Source organism: Deltaproteobacteria bacterium, from assembly GCA_016875225.1.
Classification (GTDB): Bacteria; Myxococcota_A; UBA9160; order SZUA-336; family SZUA-336; genus VGRW01.
This window is the reverse complement of the sequence record VGRW01000014.1, coordinates 26,498-44,669: the sequence shown is the minus strand read 5'-3', so window position 1 is coordinate 44,669 and position 18,172 is coordinate 26,498. Positions and strand designations below refer to the sequence as shown.

Below are 18,172 nucleotides of genomic sequence, written 5' to 3'. Positions count from 1 at the left end.
CTAGAGCACGCAGCCCTGTGATAGCGAGGGTCCGGCACCGGCCAGCGCCCGTCGCAGCGCCGTCACGTCGGCGATGTCGCAGCTCGAAGCGGAGCTGCCGTTCGCCCCGTTCACGTTGCACTTCGCGAGCGCCGCGGGCGTGCTCGCGCCCGCGAGCCAGGCGCGCATTCCCGCGACGTCGGCCGCGGTGTCGACCCCGTCGGCCGTGACGTCGCCGCACTGCGAGGCGTCGCGAATTCCGTCGGGCTGCGAGCCGTCGCCGATCCCGCCGCGGTCGATGCCGAGGCGCTCGCCCGACCCGGGCGGCACGCAGGTGTAGGTGAGCTCCTGTCCGGGAGTCGAAGCCAGCAGGAGCAGGTTCGCGGCGCTGATCGTCGGCGCACCGCCGAGGTCGGGCGTGAAGTCGCTCGGGCTGCTCATCCACCAGCCGCGCGGCTGTCCGGCGATCCGACCCTTCACGATCAGGTCGCATTCCTTGTTCCCGGGGCGATCCGGATCGGCGTAGCTCGCGCCGGCGCGCGCGATCAGGAGCGCGATGCGATTCGAGAGCTCCACGGCCTGGTAGTTCGCATCCGTCGCCGTGACCTGCTGGCCGACCACGGGCGCGAGATCGGTGTCGAACGCGAGGGTCAGCTGGGCGACCTGCGTGCGCTGCGCGTCGCCGCCGGGAAACTGGAACACCGGCGACTGCAGGAACGAGAGCACCGTCGCGACCGAGCCGTCGTGCAGGTAGCCGAAGCCGCGGACCTGAGGCGCGTTCGGATCCGCGCCGCTATTCACCTGCCCGAACATGCCGACCTTCTGATACGCGTTGCGCAGGTGTGCGACCTTGAAGTGCTGCGTCTCGGCCTCGAAGGTCGAGAGCCCCGCGCTGCCGAAGAACCCCGACGCCTGGTTCAGCGTATGGCAGCCCTCGCAGGTCTTGAGCGTGTCCGAGATCGGGCCCACGTAGAAGTTCAGCCCGGCCTGCTGGTCGGCCGTGAGCGAGCGGTCGAGATTGCGGATCGGGTTGGGAGGCAGCTGCACCTGCAGGATGAAGTCCGTGAACGCGATCATGTCGCCGGCCGGGATCGTGCTCTGCCGCCCGAGCAGCCCGACGAATGCGGGATTGAAGGCCTGGAACGCTAGCCGCTCGTCCAGCGCGCCCGGGGTCCCGTCGTAGGCCCACGGGTTCTGCGCGGTGCCGCCGGAGCGGTCGCCGCGCCAGTGCATCGGCCCGCCGTGGTCCATCCCGCGCAGCGTCTGCGTGGTCATCGGGCCCTTCAGCGGGTGGAAGTCGAGGTTGCCCGGCACGACGCTGCCGGGCTGCAGGAAGTTCAGAGTCGGTCCGGTCAGGCCGAAGCTCTGCAGCGGCGGATTGAGCTTCACGAACGGGTTGTTGTTCAGCACGACCGAGCCCGCCGGATCGCCGAGATCCCAGGCCAGGCTGTCGAAGTCGCCGAAGACGTGACAGCTCGCGCAGGCCGCCTCGCCATTCGAGGACGAGAAGCGCGCGTCGTAGAAGATCTCGCGGCCGACGGTGATGCTCTCCTCCTCGGGGCTGTGGAGCGGCAGGTGCGCGATCTCGGCACGCGCGGCCGTGTCGACGATCGAGATCGCGTTGTCGAAGCGGGTCAGCACGTAGAGCCGGCCGCGCGGCTCGTCGAGCGCAACGCCGCCGGGCCCGCCGGCCGAGAGCTCGACGTGATCGTCCGTGTCGGGCGCGAACGCGCCGGGCGAGCCAGGCGCGAGCGCCAGCGCGGCCGTGTCGACGATGCCGATCTTGCGCGAGCCGAACGCCGCGACGTAGAGCGTCGAGCCGTCGCTCGTGATCGCCATGTCCGTCGGCATCGCCAGGCTTCGGTCGTTCACGTCCTGCGCGGGCGTGAGGTTGGTGTAGACGATGTGCGGGTTCAGACGCCGCGGCTGCGCGACGCCGCCGCTGATCAGCGAGATCTGCGCGCGGTGCAGCTCGCCGCGCAGGCTGGTCGCGCCGGAGCCCTCGAAGCGATCCATGTTGTTCGCGTCGGTGTTCGAGACGTAGATCGTCCCGTTCACGGGGTGCACGACCATGTTGAACAGGATCGTGCCCACCGACGAGACGCTGCCCGTGATCGCGCTCGCGTCTAGAAGCGTCGCGTCCGCGTCGATGCTGAACACGTCCTGGTCGGGCAGGCTGAAGCGGACCAGGCCGTTGTGGTCGCTGCCGTTCACGTCGCGCCAGGTCGTCGGGCCGACCTGCTGCAGCATCACGCCGACCTGCGGAGCCGGCAGGCCGCTCACCGTTGGAAGCGGCGCCGGCGTCGGCAGCACCCCCTCGCTCACGGTGGTGGTCTTGTTGCCGGAGTGGAAGACCGCCAGGTAGACGGTCAGGCCGTCGGGGCTCGTCGCGAGCGCGCGCGGCGTGTCGCCGAACGCGGAGAGGATCGCGATCTCGTCTCCGCCTGCGCTTGCGCCGAGGTTCGTCGCGTCGAAGACCCAGACGTCCGCGCGCCCGACGCTCGGCGTGAGAAGCTGCGGATCTCCGGGGCGGTTCTGCCCGCGGTGCGCGGCGCTGATGAAGGCGCGATTGCGCCCCGCACCCGCGAAGACGATGTCGCGCGGCTCGTCGCCGACGTGCAGCGTGCGCACGACCCGCTGCGTCGCGACGTCGACGATCGAGACGCTGTCCGATAGGTGGTTCACCACCCAGACCTGGCCGCTCGGGCTCTCGGCGACCGCGACCGGATCGACGCCGACCGGCACCGAGCCCGAATGCGAGAGCCCCGCCGCCGAGACGTCGAAGATCTCGAGCCGGCCGTCGGGGATGTTGCACACGAAGAGCTTGCTGCCGTCCGCCGAGCGCGCGATCGGTCGCACCGGCCCGCTCTCGAACAGCGTGTAGTTGCCCTGCGCAAACGCGGGTCCCGAAACGAGAATCGAGCCCAGGGCCAGCGCGAGCCGCACGAGCAAGGAAGTCCCACTACGCATTTCCCTTCCCCTTCCGAGGCCCGCGAGGACCGAGCGCCATGCTAACCCGCGAGGCGCCGCGCGGGGGGAAAGATCTTTGCTGCGCGACGCGCCGGCGCGTCTAGCCCTTCGACCCGCCCTCGACCGGCCCGCCCGCCTCGACCCAGCCCTTGAAGCCGGTGGCGATGTGCGACACGCCCTCGAGCCCCATGTCCTGCACGGCCTTGGCGGCGAGCGCCGAGCGCCAGCCGCTCGCGCAGTGCAGCACGAAGCGCTTGCCGCTGCCGAACACGTCCTTGTAGTAGGGGCTCTCGGGGTCGACCCAGAACTCGAGCATTCCGCGCGGCGCGTGAAACGAGCCGGGAATGAAGCCGTCGGCTTCGCGCTCGCGCGGATCGCGCAGATCGACGATCAACACGTCGTCGCGCTTCGCGAGCGCGATCGCGTCCTTCGCGCTCACCGACTCGACCTCGGCGTTGGCCTCGTCCACGAGCTGGCGCACGCCCTTTCTGAGCTTCTTCATGGCTCGAGTGTGCCAGAATGTCCGTCCACGGAGGAGAGTCTTCTTGAAGAACAACCTCGGACTGTTTCTCGCCAAGCGCGCGCACCTGAACCCGGGCCTCGAGGCGTTCATCGACACGCACTCGGGAAGGCGCTTCAGCTTCGCGGAGCTCGACGCGCGCGCGAACCGCACCGCGAACTTCCTCGCGCGCGAGCTCGGCGTGCGAAAGGGCGACCGTGTGGCGCTGCTGCTGATGAACAGCCCCGAGTTCATGGAGAGCTTCTTCGCGATCGCCAAGATCGGCGCGGTCTGCGTGCCGCTGAACTGGCGCCTGGTCGCGGACGAGCTGCAGTTCATCCTGAAGGACGCCGGCGCGACCGTGGTGATCTACGGTGGCGAGTTCGGCAAGACCGTCGGCGAGCTCGAGCTGCGCGGCGCGGGGACGGACGTGTTGCACTGGGTGCACGTGGGCGGCGCGGAGTCTCGCGCGGGCTTCGCGAAGGACTACGACGCGCTGCAGGGCGCGGCGCAGGCGAGCTCGCCCGAGGTCACGGCCTGCGACGACGACCTGCTCTACATCATGTACACGTCCGGCACGACGGGCCTGCCCAAGGGCGCGATGCACACGCACTCGACGGCGATGTGGGGCGTGATGACGATCGCCGCCACCGCCGAGATGCGCTTCAAGGACCGCTACCTGGTCTCGCTGCCGCTCTTCCACGTCGGCGCGCTGACGCCGATCACCGGCAACGTCTACCGCGGCGTGACCAGCATCGTGATGCGCGCCTTCGACCCGACCAAGGCCTGGGAGCTGATCCAGACCGAGAGGGTCAGCGTGGCGCTCAAGGTTCCCGCGATGCTGAACTTCATGCTGCAGACCTACGACCCGAAGAAGTTCGACATCTCGAGCCTGCGCTGGATCATGAGCGGCGCGGCGCCGGTCCCGGTCACGCTGATCCAGGCCTACGCCAAGCTCGGCATCGAGATCCACCAGGTCTACGGCCTGACCGAGAGCTGCGGGCCGGCCTGTCTGATCGGTCCCGACGACGCGATCGCGAAGGCGGGCTCGACCGGCAAGGCGTTCTTCCACACGGACGTGCGCGTGGTGGACGGCAAGGGCAAGGAGATCTCGGCCGGCGAGCAGGGCGAGGTGATCATCCGCGGCCCGCACGTGATGACCGGCTACTGGAACCGGCCCGAGGCGACGTCCGAGACGATCAAGAGCGGCTGGCTGCACTCCGGCGACGTCGCCACCGTCGACAAGGAAGGATTCGTCTACATCCAGGACCGGATGAAGGACATGATCATCTCGGGCGGCGAGAACGTGTACCCGGCCGAGATCGAGAACGTGATCCTGGCGCACCCGAAGGTCGCCGAGGTGGCGGTGATCGGTCAGCCGAGCGCGAAGTGGGGCGAGTCGGCGTTCGCGGTGGTGGTGAGGCACGACCCGTCGCTCACGGAGCGCGAGGTGATCGAGTGGTGCAACGGAAAGCTCGCGCGCTTCAAGCAGCCGCGCGCGGCGGGATTCATCGACGTGATCCCGCGCAACCCCAGCGGCAAGGTGCTGAAGCGCCTGCTGCGCGACCAGTTCCCGGGCCCGGCGCCGGAGTAGGAGCGAAATGCAGAAGTGGCTTCTCGTCGCAGCGCTGCTGCTCCTCTCGATCGACGCGCGCGCGGCGCAGCTGATCCTGAACGAGTACAACGCCGTGTCGGCGTCGAACTATCTGAACGGCGGCACCCTCGGCGCCGACCTGGATGGCGGACAGGCCGCGGACCCGGCCTTCGGGCGCGTGCTCGGAAACGGCGGCGACTGGTTCGAGCTGGTCGTGGTCGCCGATCACCTCGACGTGCGCGGCTGGAAGCTCTCGATCTGCGACAACGGCGTCTGCAACGAGGAGCTCGTGTTCAGCCAGAACGCGCTCTGGGCGGACCTGCGCGCGGGGACGATCGTGACCGTCGCCGAGGACGTCGCGACCGACGTGAGCTACGACCCGGGCGCCGGCGACTGGACGATCAACGTCCAGGCCGTCGACGCGGGCTCCGCCGACTTCGTCACGCCGAACAGCTTCCCGGTCTCGAACGACAACTGGCAGCTCACGATCCGGAACGCCGCGGACGCGCTGGTCTTCGGGCCGGCGGGCGAGGGGCTCGCGCCGGATCCCGCGACCGGCTGCAGCCCGCCACCGGTCGGTGTCAACAGCCGCGAGGTGTTCAAGCTCGAGGCCGCGCCGAGCGCGCTGACCCACCGCTGCTCGCAGTCGTACAACGACGGCACGACCAGCAGCTTCGCCGCGCCCAACGCCTGGGGCGGAGGCTCCGTGCTGCAGGACCTCTCGGCGCTGCGGCTGGGCCTGGCGATTCCCGACCGCGACACCGACGGGATCGGCGACGACGGCGACCGCTCCGGCATCGCGGGCGATGCGCCCTGCAGCGGCGGCGCGACCCTGGGCTGCGACGACAACTGCCCGGGCGAGCCCAACGCAAGCCAGGCCGATTCCGGCGGCGTCGCACCCGGCGGGCCGAACGGGATCGGCGACGCCTGCGAGTGCGGCGACGTCGACGACGACGGCGACGTGGACGCGTCGGACCGGCAGCGGCTGCGCGAGAAGCTCGCCGCGCAGATCGCGGACGTCGACGCGCCCGCGAAGTGCGGGGTGGTGAACGACGGCGCGTGCAACGTCGCGGACGCGTCGGTCACGTCGCGCGCAGCGAACGGGCTCGCGCCCGGCATCGAGCCGGTCTGCCCCGCGGCGGCGCTGCCGGCCGATCCCGAGGCGCTCTGGTTCGACCCGGACCGCCTGCTCGAGGTCGAGGTCACGATGCAGAAGGCGGACTGGGACGCGATGCGCGTCCAGGAGCGGAACCTGTACGCGGTCTTCCTGAACCTGAGCTGCGGCGACACGCCGTTTCCCGACCCCTACACGTTCTTCCACGCCGACGTCGTGGTCGAAGGCCAGCCGCTCGCCGACGTCGGCATCCGCAAGAAGGGCTTCTTCGGCTCGCTGTCCCAGACCAAGCCGTCGCTGAAGCTCGACTTCGGCGAGTTCGTCTCGGGCCAGCGGCTCGAGGGCCTCGACCGCATGACGCTGAACAACGCGCTGCAGGATCCGGCCTACGTGAAGCAGTGTCTGGGCTACGAGATCATGGCCTCGGCCGGAATACCCGCGCCGCGCTGCAACTTCGCGCGCGTCACCGTGCACACGCTGGACGGCGCCACGCAGGCGACGCCGGTCGACGGCCAGCTCTACGTGAACGTGGAGTCGATCAAGCCTCCCTTCCTGGGCCGCGTCTTCGGCGACGCCACCGGCCGGCTCTACGAGGGCACGCTCTCCGACTTCTGGCTGAAGGGCACGCCGACGACCGGCGAGCCGTGGCGCAACACGATCGAGCCGAAGGACGACGCCGCGGCCCTGGACCAGAGCGAGATCGACGCGCTGACTGCGGCGCTGGTGAACCCGGCCTACACCAATTCGGAGCGGCGCGCGGCCATCGAGGCGGTGGTCGACCTCGACGCCTACCTGACCTTCTGGGCCGGCGAGGGGCTGATCGGCCACTGGGACGGCTACGCCGACGACCAGAACAACTTCTACTTCTACGTGAAGCCGCAGGACGGGAAGATCCACTTCATCCCCTGGGGCGCGGACGACACGTTCGGGCGCGGCAACCCGCTCGGCGGCCGCACCGGCGATCCCGTGCACTGCCAGGCGATCGTGCCGCGCTCCGCCCTGGCCCGGCGGCTCTACGCGATGCCCGACACGCGCGCGCTGTACCTGGCGAAGCTGCAGGCGCTGCTCGACACGGTCTGGAATCCGGCCGCGCACCACGCCGAGATCGACCGGATGCAGGCGCTGATCGAGCCGGTGACGGGGCCGCTCACGACGCAGCTCGCTCCGATCCGCACCTGGATCGACGAGCACCGCGCGCGCGTGCAGGCCGAGATCAACGCGCCGCCGGCGGGCTTCGCCGCGCAGCCCGACCACTTCTGCTACTTCGACTGATCGGAGTCATACTGCGAACATGACACTGCGCGTGGTCGATCCAGAGCTCTTTGCCGCAAGCGCGGACAGCCTGACGCTGTCGTTCACCGTCGAGGACGCCTCGGGGCCGGTCGACGCGAGCGCGCGCGTGCTCGTGAACTCCGTGCCGAGAGCGGCGAGCGAGGGCGAGGCCGGCACGCGGCTGGTCCGCATCGCGGGGCTCGCGCCCGACACCGAGTACGAGATCTCGATCGAGGCCGAGGGCGGCGCGATCGCCGCGCCGGATCGCTACTTCCCGGGTCGCGCGCGCACGCTCCCCGCGCCGCGCGGCCGCACCGTGGCGCGCTTCGCGACGCTGAACGACCTGCACTTCGGCGAGCCGCGCTTCGGCGGCATGCTGACCGAGGAGCACGAGTACGGCGACGCCGCGCCGGGCTTCCCGCTGGTGCGCGAGACCGAGGGCGAGGTTCCCTACTGGCAGGCGATGAACGAGGACGTGGTCGCCGACATCAACGCCGCGGGCGTCGACGCGGTGGTGATCAAGGGCGACATCGCGGATCGCGGCCTGCGCTCGCAGTTCGAGATCGCGGCCCGGACGTTCGGCGGCTTCCAGGCGCCCTGGCACGCGTTCCTGGGCAACCACGACCACTACGGTGTGCATTCCGGCGAAGAGGTCGACGGCTACGCACTTCTGGGTCAGCCTCGCGCGCCGCGCGCGTTCGACCTGGGCGGCTGGCGGCTGGTCCTGCTCGACACGGTCGAGCCGGGCCACCACCACGGCGTCTTCCCAGAAGAGCGCCTGCGCTGGCTCGAGCAAGAGCTCGAGGGCTCGCGCGAGCGCGCGCAGCCGACGCTGCTGCTCACCCACCACCAGCCGGTGCCGCCGGCCCACGCGACGAGCTACCCGAACTCGATCGGGATCATTCCCGAGCACTCGACGCGGATCTTCGAACTCCTGGGCCGCAGCCCGCAGGTGAAGGGCGTGCTGATCGGGCACACGCACCGCAACCGGGTGCGCCGCTACCCCGCCTCGGGCGAGATCCCGTTCGTCGAGGTGCACTGCGTGAAGGACTACCCGGGCGGCTTCGCCGTGTACGAGCTGCACGACGACGGCACGTTCCGGCAGGAGGTGCGCCGCACCTCGAGCGCCCGCGCGCTCGCGCACTCCACGCGCTGCCGCGACTTCTTCAAGGGCGGCTACCGCGACTTCGCACTCGGCACGCTCGCCGACCGCTGCTGGGTGGCCGGAGGCCGATGAGCGCGAATCCGGGACGCCGCGCGCGGCGAATCCTGTTCGGGCTGGGCTACGGCGCGCTCGCGGGCTGGATCGCGCGCGAGGGGCTGGGCAGCGGCCCGCTGCTCGACGGCGCGATCGCCTGGGTCGCGTACCCGATCGGTCAGATCTTCCTGCGCATGCTCTTCATCGCGGTGCTGCCGCTGGTGGTCTCGTCGCTCGCGCTGGGCGTGCTCGAGCTCGGCGACGTGCGGCGGCTGGGACGCGTGGGCGCGCTCACGCTCGCATACACGCTCACCGTCTCCGCGGGCTCGGTGGCGATCGGTGTGGGGCTCGTGAACTTCCTCCGCCCCGGCGCGGGCTTCGACCCCGTGGAGCGCGCGAACCTGCTCGAGACGCTGGCGCCACAGGCTAGGAAGGTGGTCGCGCAGGCCGCGCAGGCCGCGAGCCCGATCGACTCGCTGCTCTCGATCATCCCGCGCAATCCGTTCGAGGCGCTGGTGCGCGCATTCGACGGCGAGATGCTCGGCGTGATGTTCTTCGCGGTGCTGCTCGGCGTAGCGCTGGTCACCACGCCGCGCGAGCGGACGACCGGGCTGGTGGCCGCGCTCGAGGGCCTGTACGCGATCTCGCTGCGCGTCATCGACATGGCGATGGCGCTCGCGCCGTACGGCGTCTTCGCGCTGGTCTTCTCGCTCACCGCGCGGCTCGGCGGCGACCTGCTGCTCACGCTGGGCCGCTACGTCGGTGTGGTGCTGCTCGGGCTCGCGCTGCAGCAGTTCGGCGTCTACGCGCTGATCCTGCGCTACGCGATCGGAATCTCGCCGCGCGTGTTCTTCTCGCGCATCTCCGAGGTGATGACCACCGCGTTCTCGACCAGCTCGAGCGCCGCCACGCTGCCGACGGCGCTGCGGGTGTCGGAGCAGCGACTGGGCGTGCCGCGCGAGATCAACTCGTTCGTGCTCACGGTCGGCGCCACCGCGAACCAGAACGGAACCGCGCTCTTCGAGGGCGTCACCGTGCTCTTCCTCGCGCAGCTCTTCGGGGTCGAGCTCGGCTTCGCGCAGCAGGCCACGGTCGTGCTGCTCTCGATCCTCGCGGGCGTCGGCACCGCCGGAGTCCCGGGCGGATCGCTGCCGCTGATCGTGGTGGTGCTCCAGTCGGTGGGCATTCCCGGCGAGGGGATCGCGGTGATCCTCGGCGTCGATCGGCTGCTCGACATGAGTCGAACGGTGCTGAACGTGACCGGCGACATCACCGCCGCGCTCTTCGTGGCGCGCGTCGACGGGAAGCTCGCGCTCCCCGCCGAGTAGCGGCTCACTCGGCCACCAGGTCGGAGATCAGCGAGGCTCGCGAGGCGCCCTCGAGCGGAGTCGAGTGGCGGTAGTTCGGGTGCTCCACGCGCAGCCGCGCCGAGAGCTGCGGGTCGCAGAACCGACACGCGAGCTCGGGCCCGAGCGGGAAGCGCACGTATTGCACGGCCGAGATCCGGTCCGACTCGAACTGCTTGGCATCGAAGCTCGCGCGTACGCTCGCCTCGCCCACGTCGAGGAAGACGTGCTCGTCGATTCCGATCAGGCGGTCGAGCTCGGCGCGGATCTGCTCCATGCGCGGGATCTCGATCATCAGCGTCGCGGAGAGCTCGTTGGGCCCGGGCACGAGCTCGTTGTAGACGGCGATCTCGTCCAGGATCTTCTCCTCCTTCACCGCGCGCTCGGCGCGGAGCATCTCCTGGATCTGGAACCGCACGGTGTCGCGGTTCTCGAAGATGAACGTGAGCCGGTCGCCCACGGCGATCCGGCGCGGGCGCTTGAGCTCGATGGTCCGGGCCAGGAACGCCTCGCGGGTCTTCTCGTAGGCGACGAGGTCGAGCACCTCCTCGCGCCGCACGCCTCTCATTTCGCACCTCCCAGGCCGTAGGCCTCGTGCAGGAGCACGACCGGGTGCACGGCCTGCTTTCCGGTCCGCTCCAGGATGCGCAGCGCCGACAGCGGGCAGTCGGTCGCGATGCGCTCGGGCTCCGCGCTGCGGATTTCCATCACGAGCTTCCCGGCGATCTTCTGGCTCTGCTCCCACCAGCGCGCCTTCATGCCCCAGGTGCCGTCGACGCCTGAGCAGGCGTCGATCATGCGCACGTCGTCGGAGACCAGCCCGAGCAGCTGCATGGAGCGGAAGCCGATGTTCTGCGCCTTCAGGTGGCAGGGCAGGTGGTAGGCGATGCGGCCGAGCTTCTTCGGGAACTCCCGCGAGAGCTTCTTCGCGGCCGCGAGCGAGAACAGGAACTCGCCGAGATCCTTCGTCGCGGCGGCGACCGCGATCGAGTCCTCGGTTCCGAGCAGCTCGGGGTACTCGTTCTTCAGCTGGTAGGAGCAGGTGGGCCCCGGCACCACGATCGGAACGCCCTCGCGCACGCGCGCGATCAGGCCCGCGACCACCTTGGCGGCGTTCTTCTTCGCGCTGGCCAGGTCGCCGCCGTGCAGGAACGGCGCGCCGCAGCAGGCCTGGTAGCCGCCCTCGACGGCCACGCCGTTGTGCTCGAGCACCTCCAAAGCTGCGCGGGCGGTGATCGCCTCGCTGTACTCGACGAAGCAGGTGGTGAAGAGGATCGCGCGGCCGTTCTCTCCCGACACGGTTCGGTGTCGCTGGAGGTCCTTCGAGAACGGGCGGGATTCGTAGGTCGGCATGATCCAGCGCCGGTCGATGCCGGTTCCCTTCTCCATCAGGAAGCGGACCGCGCGGTTCTTGAACGCGGCGTTGGTGATGGCCGCCGTGAGACACGACGCCTTTCCCATCAGGTCCTGCTGCGAGCCGATCCGCTCGGCGAGCGGGATGCCTTCCTCCTGCGCCTGCACCAGCTTCGCGCGCGACATCAGCTTCGGGAAGTCGATCGCCCACTCGTGCGGCGGGTGATAGGGACAGTGGTTGTAACAGAGCTTGCACTGGAAGCAGAGGTCGATCACCTCGCGGATCTCGGGCCCGGTGAGCTTCGCGGCCTCGAGCTCGTGCGAGTCGATCGCGTCGAAGAGCGACGGGAACGACGGGCAGAGCGGCAGGCAGCGCCGGCAGTCGTGGCATTTCTCGAACACGCGCACGAGCTCCGCGTCGAGCGCCTTGCGGTCGAGATACTCGGCATCGTGCAGGCTCGCGTTCTTCATGGCTCTCCAGCGGACGGGGTGGAGCGCTCTCGCACTCCACCCCGTCGGTGATCAGGCGCGATTCAGAGCTTCGGCAGCGTGTCGAGCGCCTTCTGGAACCGGCCGGCGTGCGACTTCTCGGCCTTCGCCAGCGTCTCGAACCACTCGGCGATGTCGGCGAAGCCCTCCGTGCGCGCGTCCTTGGCCATTCCCGGGTACATCTCGGTGTACTCGTAGGTCTCGCCGTGGACGGCCGCCCCGAGATTCTTGTCGGTGCTGCCGATCGGCTTGCCGGTCGCCGGGTCGCCGACGCGGCGCAGGAAGTCCAGGTGGCCGTGCGCGTGGCCGGTCTCGGCCTCGGCGGTGTCGCGGAACAGGCCGCCCACGTCGGGGAAACCCTCGATGTCGGCCTGCTTCGCGAAATACAGGTAGCGGCGGTTCGCCTGCGACTCGCCGGCGAAGGCCTCCTTCAGGTGCGCGTGCGTCTTCGATCCCTCGAGCTTGCTCATGTGTGTGTTCTCCTTGGTCGGGTTCTAGCGTCCGGTCCCTGTCTTCGAGCCGTGCAACTCACACGCCTCGCAGAGACCGTAGAAATCGATGCGGATGCGCCGCGCCGTTCGGCCGCGCGCGCGGCGCAGTTTTCGCGCCAGCTCCGGGGGCGCCTGCAGGTGAAGATCGTCGATCGCCCCGCAGCTCTCGCAGATGAAATGGTGGTGCGGCTTCGGGTTGCCGTCGTAGCGCACGCCCGCTCCGGCCGACGCGACCTCGTCGATCGCGCCCTCCGACACCAGCACCTCGAGGTTCCGGTAGACGGTGCCGAGCGAGAGGTTCGGCAGCTCCTCGACCAGGGCCTCGTGGGTCTGGAGCGCCGTCGGGTGCGAGTCCGTGGCGCGAAGCCACGCGAGGATCCGCGCGCGCTGGCGGGTCTGGTGGCGCCGCGGCGCCGGCTCGGGGGGGGTCTGCGTCACGGCCGGCACGATACCCGGGGCGGCTCCGGCCCGCAACCTCTTTCAGGAATGATTCCTGATTTGTGCGGCTCAGATCCCGGCGCGGAGCGCCAGCCCGACCTCGAGCTTGCGCACCTGCAGCGCCGGGACGATCGCCGCGAGGAGCGCGACTCCGAGCAGCGCGGCGGCCGTGATCGCGGCGGCGGTCGCGGAGACGATCGGCAGCGGCAGCAGGCCGGGCGGCGCCAGACGCGCGAACGCCGTGCAGACGCCGACGCCCAGACCGACACCGGAAAGCGACGCTCCGCCCGCGACCAGCAGCGATTCGAGCGCGACCTGCGCGATCAGCGTGGAAGTCCGCGCGCCGATGGCGCGCGCGACGCCGAGTTCGACCGAGCGCTCCGCGAGCAGCGCGAGCTGGTAGTTCGCGATGCCGAGCCCTCCGACCAGGAGCGTCACCGTTCCGGCCACGCCGATGAAGCCGGTGAAGATGACGTGGAGCAGGTCGACGAAGCCGAGCAGCTCCGAGAGGTCGAATCTGCGCAAGGCGTCGACGTCGTCGGGGTGGAAGCCGCTGCGACGCGCCAGGGTCGCGATCACCGCGCGCAGCGCGGCCCTGGCATCGGCCCCGGCGCGCGGGTAGACGATGAAGATCCGCTCGCCGTCCTTGCGGAAGCCGAGCCTCGCCTCGGCGGTCGCCTGCGGCACGAGCACGAGCCGGTTGTCGGGGCGATTCGTGTTCACGTACTGCAGGCCCGATTTCTCGTCGAAGACTCCGATCACCTCGAAGGCGACTCCCTCGATGCGCAGCGACTTGCCCACGGCCGACGCGGGCAGGTCGAAGAGGTCGCGTGCGGCCTCGAAGCCCAGCACGACTACGGCGCGGCCCCGCTCCGCCTCGCTCGCGTCGAAGAAGCGCCCCGCCGCCAGGCGGAAGCGGCGCAGCTCCGGGAAGCGCACGTCGGTCGCGTTCAGGTCGAGCCTTCGCACCCGGCCGCGGCGCTCGACGAGAACGCGCTCGGGCGCCCAGTACTCCGTGACGACGGCGTCGACGAGCTCCGAGTTCTCGCGCTCCGAGACCGCGGCATCCTCGCGCGTCGCGCGGATCGGCACTCCGGCGCGAACGCCGGGAAAGCCCGAGGACGAGACCCCGGGGATCACGAAGATCGACGGGCGGCCGTAGCGGCCGAGCTCCGCGCGCATGAACTCCTGGAAGCCCGCACCCCACGCGAGCATCAGCACGATCGCGGCCGCGCCCCAGAACACGCCCAGCGCGGACGCGAGCGCTCGGCGCGGATTCGCGCCGAGCGACTCGCACGCCTGCAGCCAGTGCTCGCCGAGCTCCATCAGAGCGATCGCAGCGCTGTGGCGGGATCGACTCGGGCGGCGATTCGAGCCGGCGTGATTCCAGCGACCAGGCCGACGGCGGCGAGCAGCGCGAACGCCGTCGCCACGACGTTCCACTCCAGACGCGGAGCTGGCACCAGCTCGGGAAGCGGAACCGTGCCGAGCGCGAGGATCGCCGCGGCTCCGAGGCCGGCGCCCAGCGCGCCACCGGCGAGGACCACCACCAGAGTCTCGATCACGACCTGCAGGATCACGTCGCCGCTTCGCGCGCCACAGGCGCGGCGCGTGGCGAGCTCGGAACGGCGGCGGTTCACGCTGGCGACCATCAGGTTCGCGACCCCCGCGCCCGCGATCGCGAGCATGCCGGTGCCGATCGCTCCGAGCAGCACGCGCAGCGCGGTGCCCACCAGCAGCATCGGCCGCACGAAGTCCTGGATCGCGAGAAAGCTGATCGCGTCGGGGTCGCCCGCGGGGATGCGGTGCCTGGCGTAGAGAACGCCGCGCAGCTCCTCGCGCAGCCGCTCGCTGTCTTCGGCGCGAAACGGGTCTGCGACCAGGTCGCCGATCGCGTCACCCATGTCGAAGAGCCGCTGCCCGCGCGAGAGCGGCACGAAGGCGGTGTCGTCGTGCAGCCCCGAGTTGGTCACGAACTGCGCGCCCTTCCGCTCCAGCACGCCGATCACGTCGAAGACCTGTCCTTCGAGCTCGATCGACCTCCCGATCGGGTCGGCTTCACCGTAGAACGCCTGCGCGAGGGTCGCGCCTAGCACCACCACGGAGCGCGAATGCGCCTCGTCGTCGGCGTCGAGAAAGCGCCCGCGCGCCGTGCGGTGGATCTGGATCCGCGCGATCTCCGCCGTGGTCGCGCAGACCAGCGTCGTGCGGGTGCGAAGCGCGGTGCGAGCGGTGACCGGGCGCGTCTCGTCCGCGCTCACCGCGATCGCGGACGGCGCTCCCGCACGTACCCGCTCCAGATCCTCGCGGTCGAGCGTGATCCGGCGCCCGGGTCGCGCGCCGCCGAGCTCCTGGCTGGTGAACTGCCCCGACGCCATCACGTAGCGCTCCCCGGTCTTCTTGAAGCCTGCGTCGATCACGCTCTGGAAGCCGGCGCCGAACGAGAGCAGCAGGATCACCGCGGATGCGCCCCAGACCAGCCCGGTGAGCGTCAGCCACTGCTCGCGCGCGTTCGCCCGCAGCTGGGCGAATGCCTCTTCCAGGATCGACGGCGCCAGCCGCAGCAGCCGCGCGAGGGACTCACGCATCGACGCGCGCTTCGGACTCGACGCGTCCGTCGCGAAGCCGCACGACGCGTCCCGCGATCGCCGCGACCTCCTCGCTGTGCGTCACCGCGACGATCGTCCGTCCCTCGGCATGGAGCTCGCGGAAGATCTCCAGGATCTCGCGCCCGGTCGACTCGTCCAGGTTTCCGGTCGGTTCGTCGGCGAAGAGCAGAGCCGGCTCGTTCACCAGGGCGCGCGCGATCGCCACGCGCTGGCGCTCGCCGCCGGACATCTGCGCGGGACGGTGCTCGAGCCGGTGCCCGAGCCCGAGCCGCTCCAGCAGGACGCGAGCGCGCGCCTCGCGCTCCTCGCGGCGCACTCCGGTGTAGACGAGCGGGAGCGCGGCGTTGCGCAGCGCCGACATCCGCGGCATCAGGTTGAAGGTCTGGAACACGAAGCCGAGCTTCTGCGCGCGCAGGTCCGCGAGCCGGTCGTCGCTCCAGTCCTGGATCGCCTCGCCGTCGAGCGCGACCTCGCCGCGGCTCGGACGCGAGATCGCGCCCAGGATCTCGAGCAGCGTGGTCTTGCCCGAGCCCGACGGCCCCATGATCGCGACCAGCTCGCCGCGGCGGATCTCGAGGTCGACTCCGTGCAGAACCTCGAGCTCGCCAAGGCCGAGGTCGAAGCGTTTCACCACGCCGCGAAGCTCGAGCAGGGCGCTCATCGGACCGCTTCGCTCTGCGCGACCAGGACCACGTCGCCTTCGTCGAGCCCGTCGGAGACGACGGTCCGGAAGCCGTCGCTGTAGCCCGTGTGCACCGGTGCCAGCCGGTAGGCGCCGCCTCCGCCGACGTCGGGAACGCGAACCAGCGTCTCGCGCTCGCGCCGGACCAACGCCGCGTTCGGGACCGAGAGAACCGCCGAGTGCGCGCGGATCACGACGCGCGCGTCGGCCGACATTCCCACGCGCAGCCGCTCGTCGTCGGGGAGGTCCACGTCGATCGTGAAGCTCGCGACGTTCGCCTCGATCGCGCCCGCGGAGGAGACCTTTCGCACCGTGCCTTCCAGCCTCTCCTCGGGGAGCGCGTCCAGAGTGACCAGCGCGCGCTGGCCCGGGCGCAGCTGCGCGACGTCGTTCTCGTCGATCTCGGCGACCAGGCGGATGCGCGTGTCGTCGGCGATCACGGCGATCGTGGTCCCGCCGTTGGCCGTCACGTCCGCGACCGCGCGACCGATCTCGCCGGCGCGCTCGATCACCCGGCCGTCGATCGGCGCGCGCACGACCGCGTTTCGCAGGTCCCGCTCCGCCTGGCGCAGCGCCTCGCGCGCCTGCAGCACCGCCGCCTCGCGTGCGGCGCGCTCCGCGTCGGCGTCGCGCACGGCGATCTCGGCCACGCGCGCGTCGCGTTCCGCGCGCTCGTACTCGAGCTGCGAGGCGACGCCCTTCTCTCGCAGCGCTATTGCGCGAGCGAAGTCCTGTGCGGCCCGGTCGCGGTCGACCCGGGCGCGGCCGAGCAGGTCGAAGCGCGCGTTGGCCTGGCGCAGCAGCAGCTCCGCCTGCCGCTCGGCGACGCGGGCTTCGAGCCGCTCGCGGTCGAGCTCGAAGAGCGGCTGCCCGCGCACGACGCGCTCGCCCTCCTCGACGTGGACGCTCGCGATGATCCCGGAGACCTCTGCGATCACGGGCACGCGGACCCGCGGCTCGATCGTGCCCGACGCCGCCACCGTCTCGAGCAGGTCTCCGCGGGAGACGCTCTCGGGGCCGAGCGCCGCGAGCGGGAGGTCGTCTTCGGGCTCGAGACCCGCGGTGAGGCCGCGGAACGCGAGCACGATCGCGAGCACGACGCCGATCACCCCCGCCGCGATCACGCCGATCCGCCGCAGTGTCGGCTTCGTCTTCATGGCGCGAGCGAACTGCAATTGCGGTGCCGCGAAGCCGCGCGGCTGCGCGCGCGCGGGATCCGGCGGGCGCCACCTGGCGCTTGCAGCCGCAGCGCGCGCGCTGCATCGGCGCCGGGTATGCTGAGCCGATGTCGGTCGTCCGCAGGCTCGCGTTTCGAGGCATGGAGATGGAGCTCGAGGACGCCGGCGCGGGTGAGCGCGCGTTCGTGCTGGTCCACGGCTTCACGGGCTCGCGCGACGATTTTCGCGAGCACGTTCCGGAGCTTTCGGGAATCGGCCGCACGATCGCGCTCGACCAGCGCGGTCATGGTGGCAGCAGCAACTCCGGCCGGGCCGAGGACTACACCCTGGACGGGCTGGTCGCCGACCTCGCGGCTGGCTTCGACGCGCTCGGGCTCGAGACCGCCGATCTGCTCGGCCACTCGCTGGGCGGAATGGTCGCGCTTCGCTTCGCGCTCGCGCACCCCGAGCGCGTCTCGTCGCTGGTGCTGATGGACACCTCGCCCGGCCCGCTGCGGATGCCGCTCTCCGAGCAGGCGCGCGCCGGAATCGCGGCGCTCGCGCGCCAGAGTGGAATGGTTGCGCTCTTCGAGGCGATGCGCGCGATCGCCTCGCGAGCCCCGCAGCCCGCGCCGTCCGCGATGCGGGCGCAGGAGCGAATGGGCAGCGACGTGTTCTGGGACCGCATCCGGCGCAAGCTCGAGGCGATGGATCCCGTCGCCTGGGACGCGCTCTCCCGCGAGCTCGGCGCCCACCGCTCCGTCGCGGATCGCCTGGGCGAGATCGGCTGTCCGACGCTGGTGATGGTGGGGGCCGAGGATCTCCCGTTCCTCGCACCCTCCGAGGAGATGGCGCGGCGCATTTCCGGCGCGGCGCGAGTCACGATTCCCGATGCCGCGCACAGTCCGCAGCTCGAGAACCCGGCGGCCTGGTCGGCCTCGATCCGCGCGCATCTCGAGCGATCGCGCTGACTCCCCCGCG

15 protein-coding genes are annotated in these 18,172 nt (G+C 70.8%); 5 read left to right on the top strand and 10 right to left on the bottom strand.

Going from position 1 to position 18,172, the window contains the following annotated elements; all coding sequences use genetic code 11:
* Both FJ108_05750 and FJ108_05745 read right to left on the bottom strand, forming a co-directional pair.
* The gene (locus tag FJ108_05750) at nucleotides 1-2,949 is read right to left on the bottom strand and encodes a hypothetical protein (GenBank protein MBM4335408.1); all 2,949 of its coding nucleotides are present in this window, start codon (nucleotides 2,947-2,949) and stop codon (nucleotides 1-3) included.
* Nucleotides 2,950-3,049: 100 nt separating this feature from the next.
* Nucleotides 3,050-3,451 carry a rhodanese-like domain-containing protein gene (locus FJ108_05745; protein ID MBM4335407.1) on the bottom strand — a complete coding sequence of 134 codons (402 nt, stop codon included), beginning with the start codon at nucleotides 3,449-3,451 and terminating at the stop codon, nucleotides 3,050-3,052.
* A gap of 43 nt (nucleotides 3,452-3,494) precedes the next feature.
* Between FJ108_05745 and FJ108_05740 the strand changes: the two genes are divergently transcribed.
* Genes FJ108_05740 through FJ108_05725 form a run of 4 tightly spaced genes read left to right on the top strand, consistent with a single transcriptional unit; the run spans nucleotide 3,495 to nucleotide 9,954 of the window.
* Nucleotides 3,495-5,042, top strand: a complete 1,548-nt coding sequence (locus tag FJ108_05740) for a long-chain fatty acid--CoA ligase (GenBank protein MBM4335406.1) — start codon at nucleotides 3,495-3,497, stop codon at nucleotides 5,040-5,042.
* Between the two features lie 7 nt (nucleotides 5,043-5,049).
* Nucleotides 5,050-7,428, top strand: a complete 2,379-nt coding sequence (locus FJ108_05735) for a hypothetical protein (GenBank protein MBM4335405.1) — start codon at nucleotides 5,050-5,052, stop codon at nucleotides 7,426-7,428.
* Nucleotides 7,429-7,447: 19 nt separating this feature from the next.
* Nucleotides 7,448-8,665, top strand: coding sequence for a hypothetical protein (locus FJ108_05730; protein ID MBM4335404.1), 1,218 nt, complete (start codon nucleotides 7,448-7,450; stop codon nucleotides 8,663-8,665).
* Complete coding sequence (locus FJ108_05725; protein ID MBM4335403.1) at nucleotides 8,662-9,954, top strand: dicarboxylate/amino acid:cation symporter; 1,293 nt, start codon at nucleotides 8,662-8,664, stop codon at nucleotides 9,952-9,954. Before FJ108_05730 ends, FJ108_05725 begins: the two co-directional genes overlap by 4 nt.
* Nucleotides 9,955-9,958: 4 nt before the next feature.
* Here the strand turns inward: FJ108_05725 and FJ108_05720 are convergent, their stop codons facing one another.
* From FJ108_05720 to FJ108_05685, 8 genes are all read right to left on the bottom strand, one after another.
* On the bottom strand, nucleotides 9,959-10,540 hold the full coding sequence (locus FJ108_05720) for a DUF3501 family protein (protein ID MBM4335402.1): 582 nt from the start codon (nucleotides 10,538-10,540) through the stop codon (nucleotides 9,959-9,961).
* Nucleotides 10,537-11,796 (bottom strand): hypothetical protein, encoded by a 1,260-nt coding sequence (locus FJ108_05715; protein ID MBM4335401.1) that lies wholly within the window; start codon nucleotides 11,794-11,796, stop codon nucleotides 10,537-10,539. Before FJ108_05715 ends, FJ108_05720 begins: the two co-directional genes overlap by 4 nt.
* Before the next feature lie 62 nt (nucleotides 11,797-11,858).
* Nucleotides 11,859-12,284: a rubrerythrin gene (locus tag FJ108_05710; protein ID MBM4335400.1), complete on the bottom strand. Its 426-nt coding sequence runs from the start codon at nucleotides 12,282-12,284 to the stop codon at nucleotides 11,859-11,861.
* Nucleotides 12,285-12,308: 24 nt separating this feature from the next.
* Complete coding sequence (locus FJ108_05705) at nucleotides 12,309-12,779, bottom strand: transcriptional repressor (GenBank protein MBM4335399.1); 471 nt, start codon at nucleotides 12,777-12,779, stop codon at nucleotides 12,309-12,311.
* A 33-nt stretch (nucleotides 12,780-12,812) separates the two neighbouring features.
* Nucleotides 12,813-14,069, bottom strand: a complete 1,257-nt coding sequence (locus FJ108_05700) for an ABC transporter permease (protein ID MBM4335398.1) — start codon at nucleotides 14,067-14,069, stop codon at nucleotides 12,813-12,815.
* Nucleotides 14,069-15,331, bottom strand: a complete 1,263-nt coding sequence (locus tag FJ108_05695) for an FtsX-like permease family protein (protein ID MBM4335397.1) — start codon at nucleotides 15,329-15,331, stop codon at nucleotides 14,069-14,071. The genes FJ108_05700 and FJ108_05695 overlap by 1 nt, the downstream gene beginning before the upstream one ends.
* The gene (locus FJ108_05690; GenBank protein MBM4335396.1) at nucleotides 15,324-16,013 is read right to left on the bottom strand and encodes an ABC transporter ATP-binding protein; all 690 of its coding nucleotides are present in this window, start codon (nucleotides 16,011-16,013) and stop codon (nucleotides 15,324-15,326) included. The genes FJ108_05695 and FJ108_05690 overlap by 8 nt, the downstream gene beginning before the upstream one ends.
* Nucleotides 16,010-17,191 (bottom strand): efflux RND transporter periplasmic adaptor subunit, encoded by a 1,182-nt coding sequence (locus tag FJ108_05685; GenBank protein ID MBM4335395.1) that lies wholly within the window; start codon nucleotides 17,189-17,191, stop codon nucleotides 16,010-16,012. The genes FJ108_05690 and FJ108_05685 overlap by 4 nt, the downstream gene beginning before the upstream one ends.
* A gap of 128 nt (nucleotides 17,192-17,319) precedes the next feature.
* On the opposite strand from FJ108_05685, the gene FJ108_05680 reads away from it, so the two are divergent.
* Entirely contained in the window at nucleotides 17,320-18,162 is an 843-nt protein-coding gene (locus tag FJ108_05680; protein MBM4335394.1) for an alpha/beta fold hydrolase, read from the top strand.
* Nucleotides 18,163-18,172: the final 10 nt, after the last annotated feature.

Coding starts and splice junctions, on each gene's coding strand:
- FJ108_05750 (MBM4335408.1), bottom strand. CDS start 2,949: ATGCGTAGTGGGACTTCCTTGCTCGTGCGGCTCGCGCTGGCCCTGGGC.
- FJ108_05745 (MBM4335407.1), bottom strand. CDS start 3,451: ATGAAGAAGCTCAGAAAGGGCGTGCGCCAGCTCGTGGACGAGGCCAAC.
- FJ108_05735 (MBM4335405.1), top strand. CDS start 5,050: ATGCAGAAGTGGCTTCTCGTCGCAGCGCTGCTGCTCCTCTCGATCGAC.
- FJ108_05730 (MBM4335404.1), top strand. CDS start 7,448: ATGACACTGCGCGTGGTCGATCCAGAGCTCTTTGCCGCAAGCGCGGAC.
- FJ108_05725 (MBM4335403.1), top strand. CDS start 8,662: ATGAGCGCGAATCCGGGACGCCGCGCGCGGCGAATCCTGTTCGGGCTG.
- FJ108_05720 (MBM4335402.1), bottom strand. CDS start 10,540: ATGAGAGGCGTGCGGCGCGAGGAGGTGCTCGACCTCGTCGCCTACGAG.
- FJ108_05715 (MBM4335401.1), bottom strand. CDS start 11,796: ATGAAGAACGCGAGCCTGCACGATGCCGAGTATCTCGACCGCAAGGCG.
- FJ108_05710 (MBM4335400.1), bottom strand. CDS start 12,284: ATGAGCAAGCTCGAGGGATCGAAGACGCACGCGCACCTGAAGGAGGCC.
- FJ108_05700 (MBM4335398.1), bottom strand. CDS start 14,069: ATGGAGCTCGGCGAGCACTGGCTGCAGGCGTGCGAGTCGCTCGGCGCG.
- FJ108_05695 (MBM4335397.1), bottom strand. CDS start 15,331: ATGCGTGAGTCCCTCGCGCGGCTGCTGCGGCTGGCGCCGTCGATCCTG.
- FJ108_05690 (MBM4335396.1), bottom strand. CDS start 16,013: ATGAGCGCCCTGCTCGAGCTTCGCGGCGTGGTGAAACGCTTCGACCTC.
- FJ108_05685 (MBM4335395.1), bottom strand. CDS start 17,191: ATGAAGACGAAGCCGACACTGCGGCGGATCGGCGTGATCGCGGCGGGG.
- FJ108_05680 (MBM4335394.1), top strand. CDS start 17,320: ATGTCGGTCGTCCGCAGGCTCGCGTTTCGAGGCATGGAGATGGAGCTC.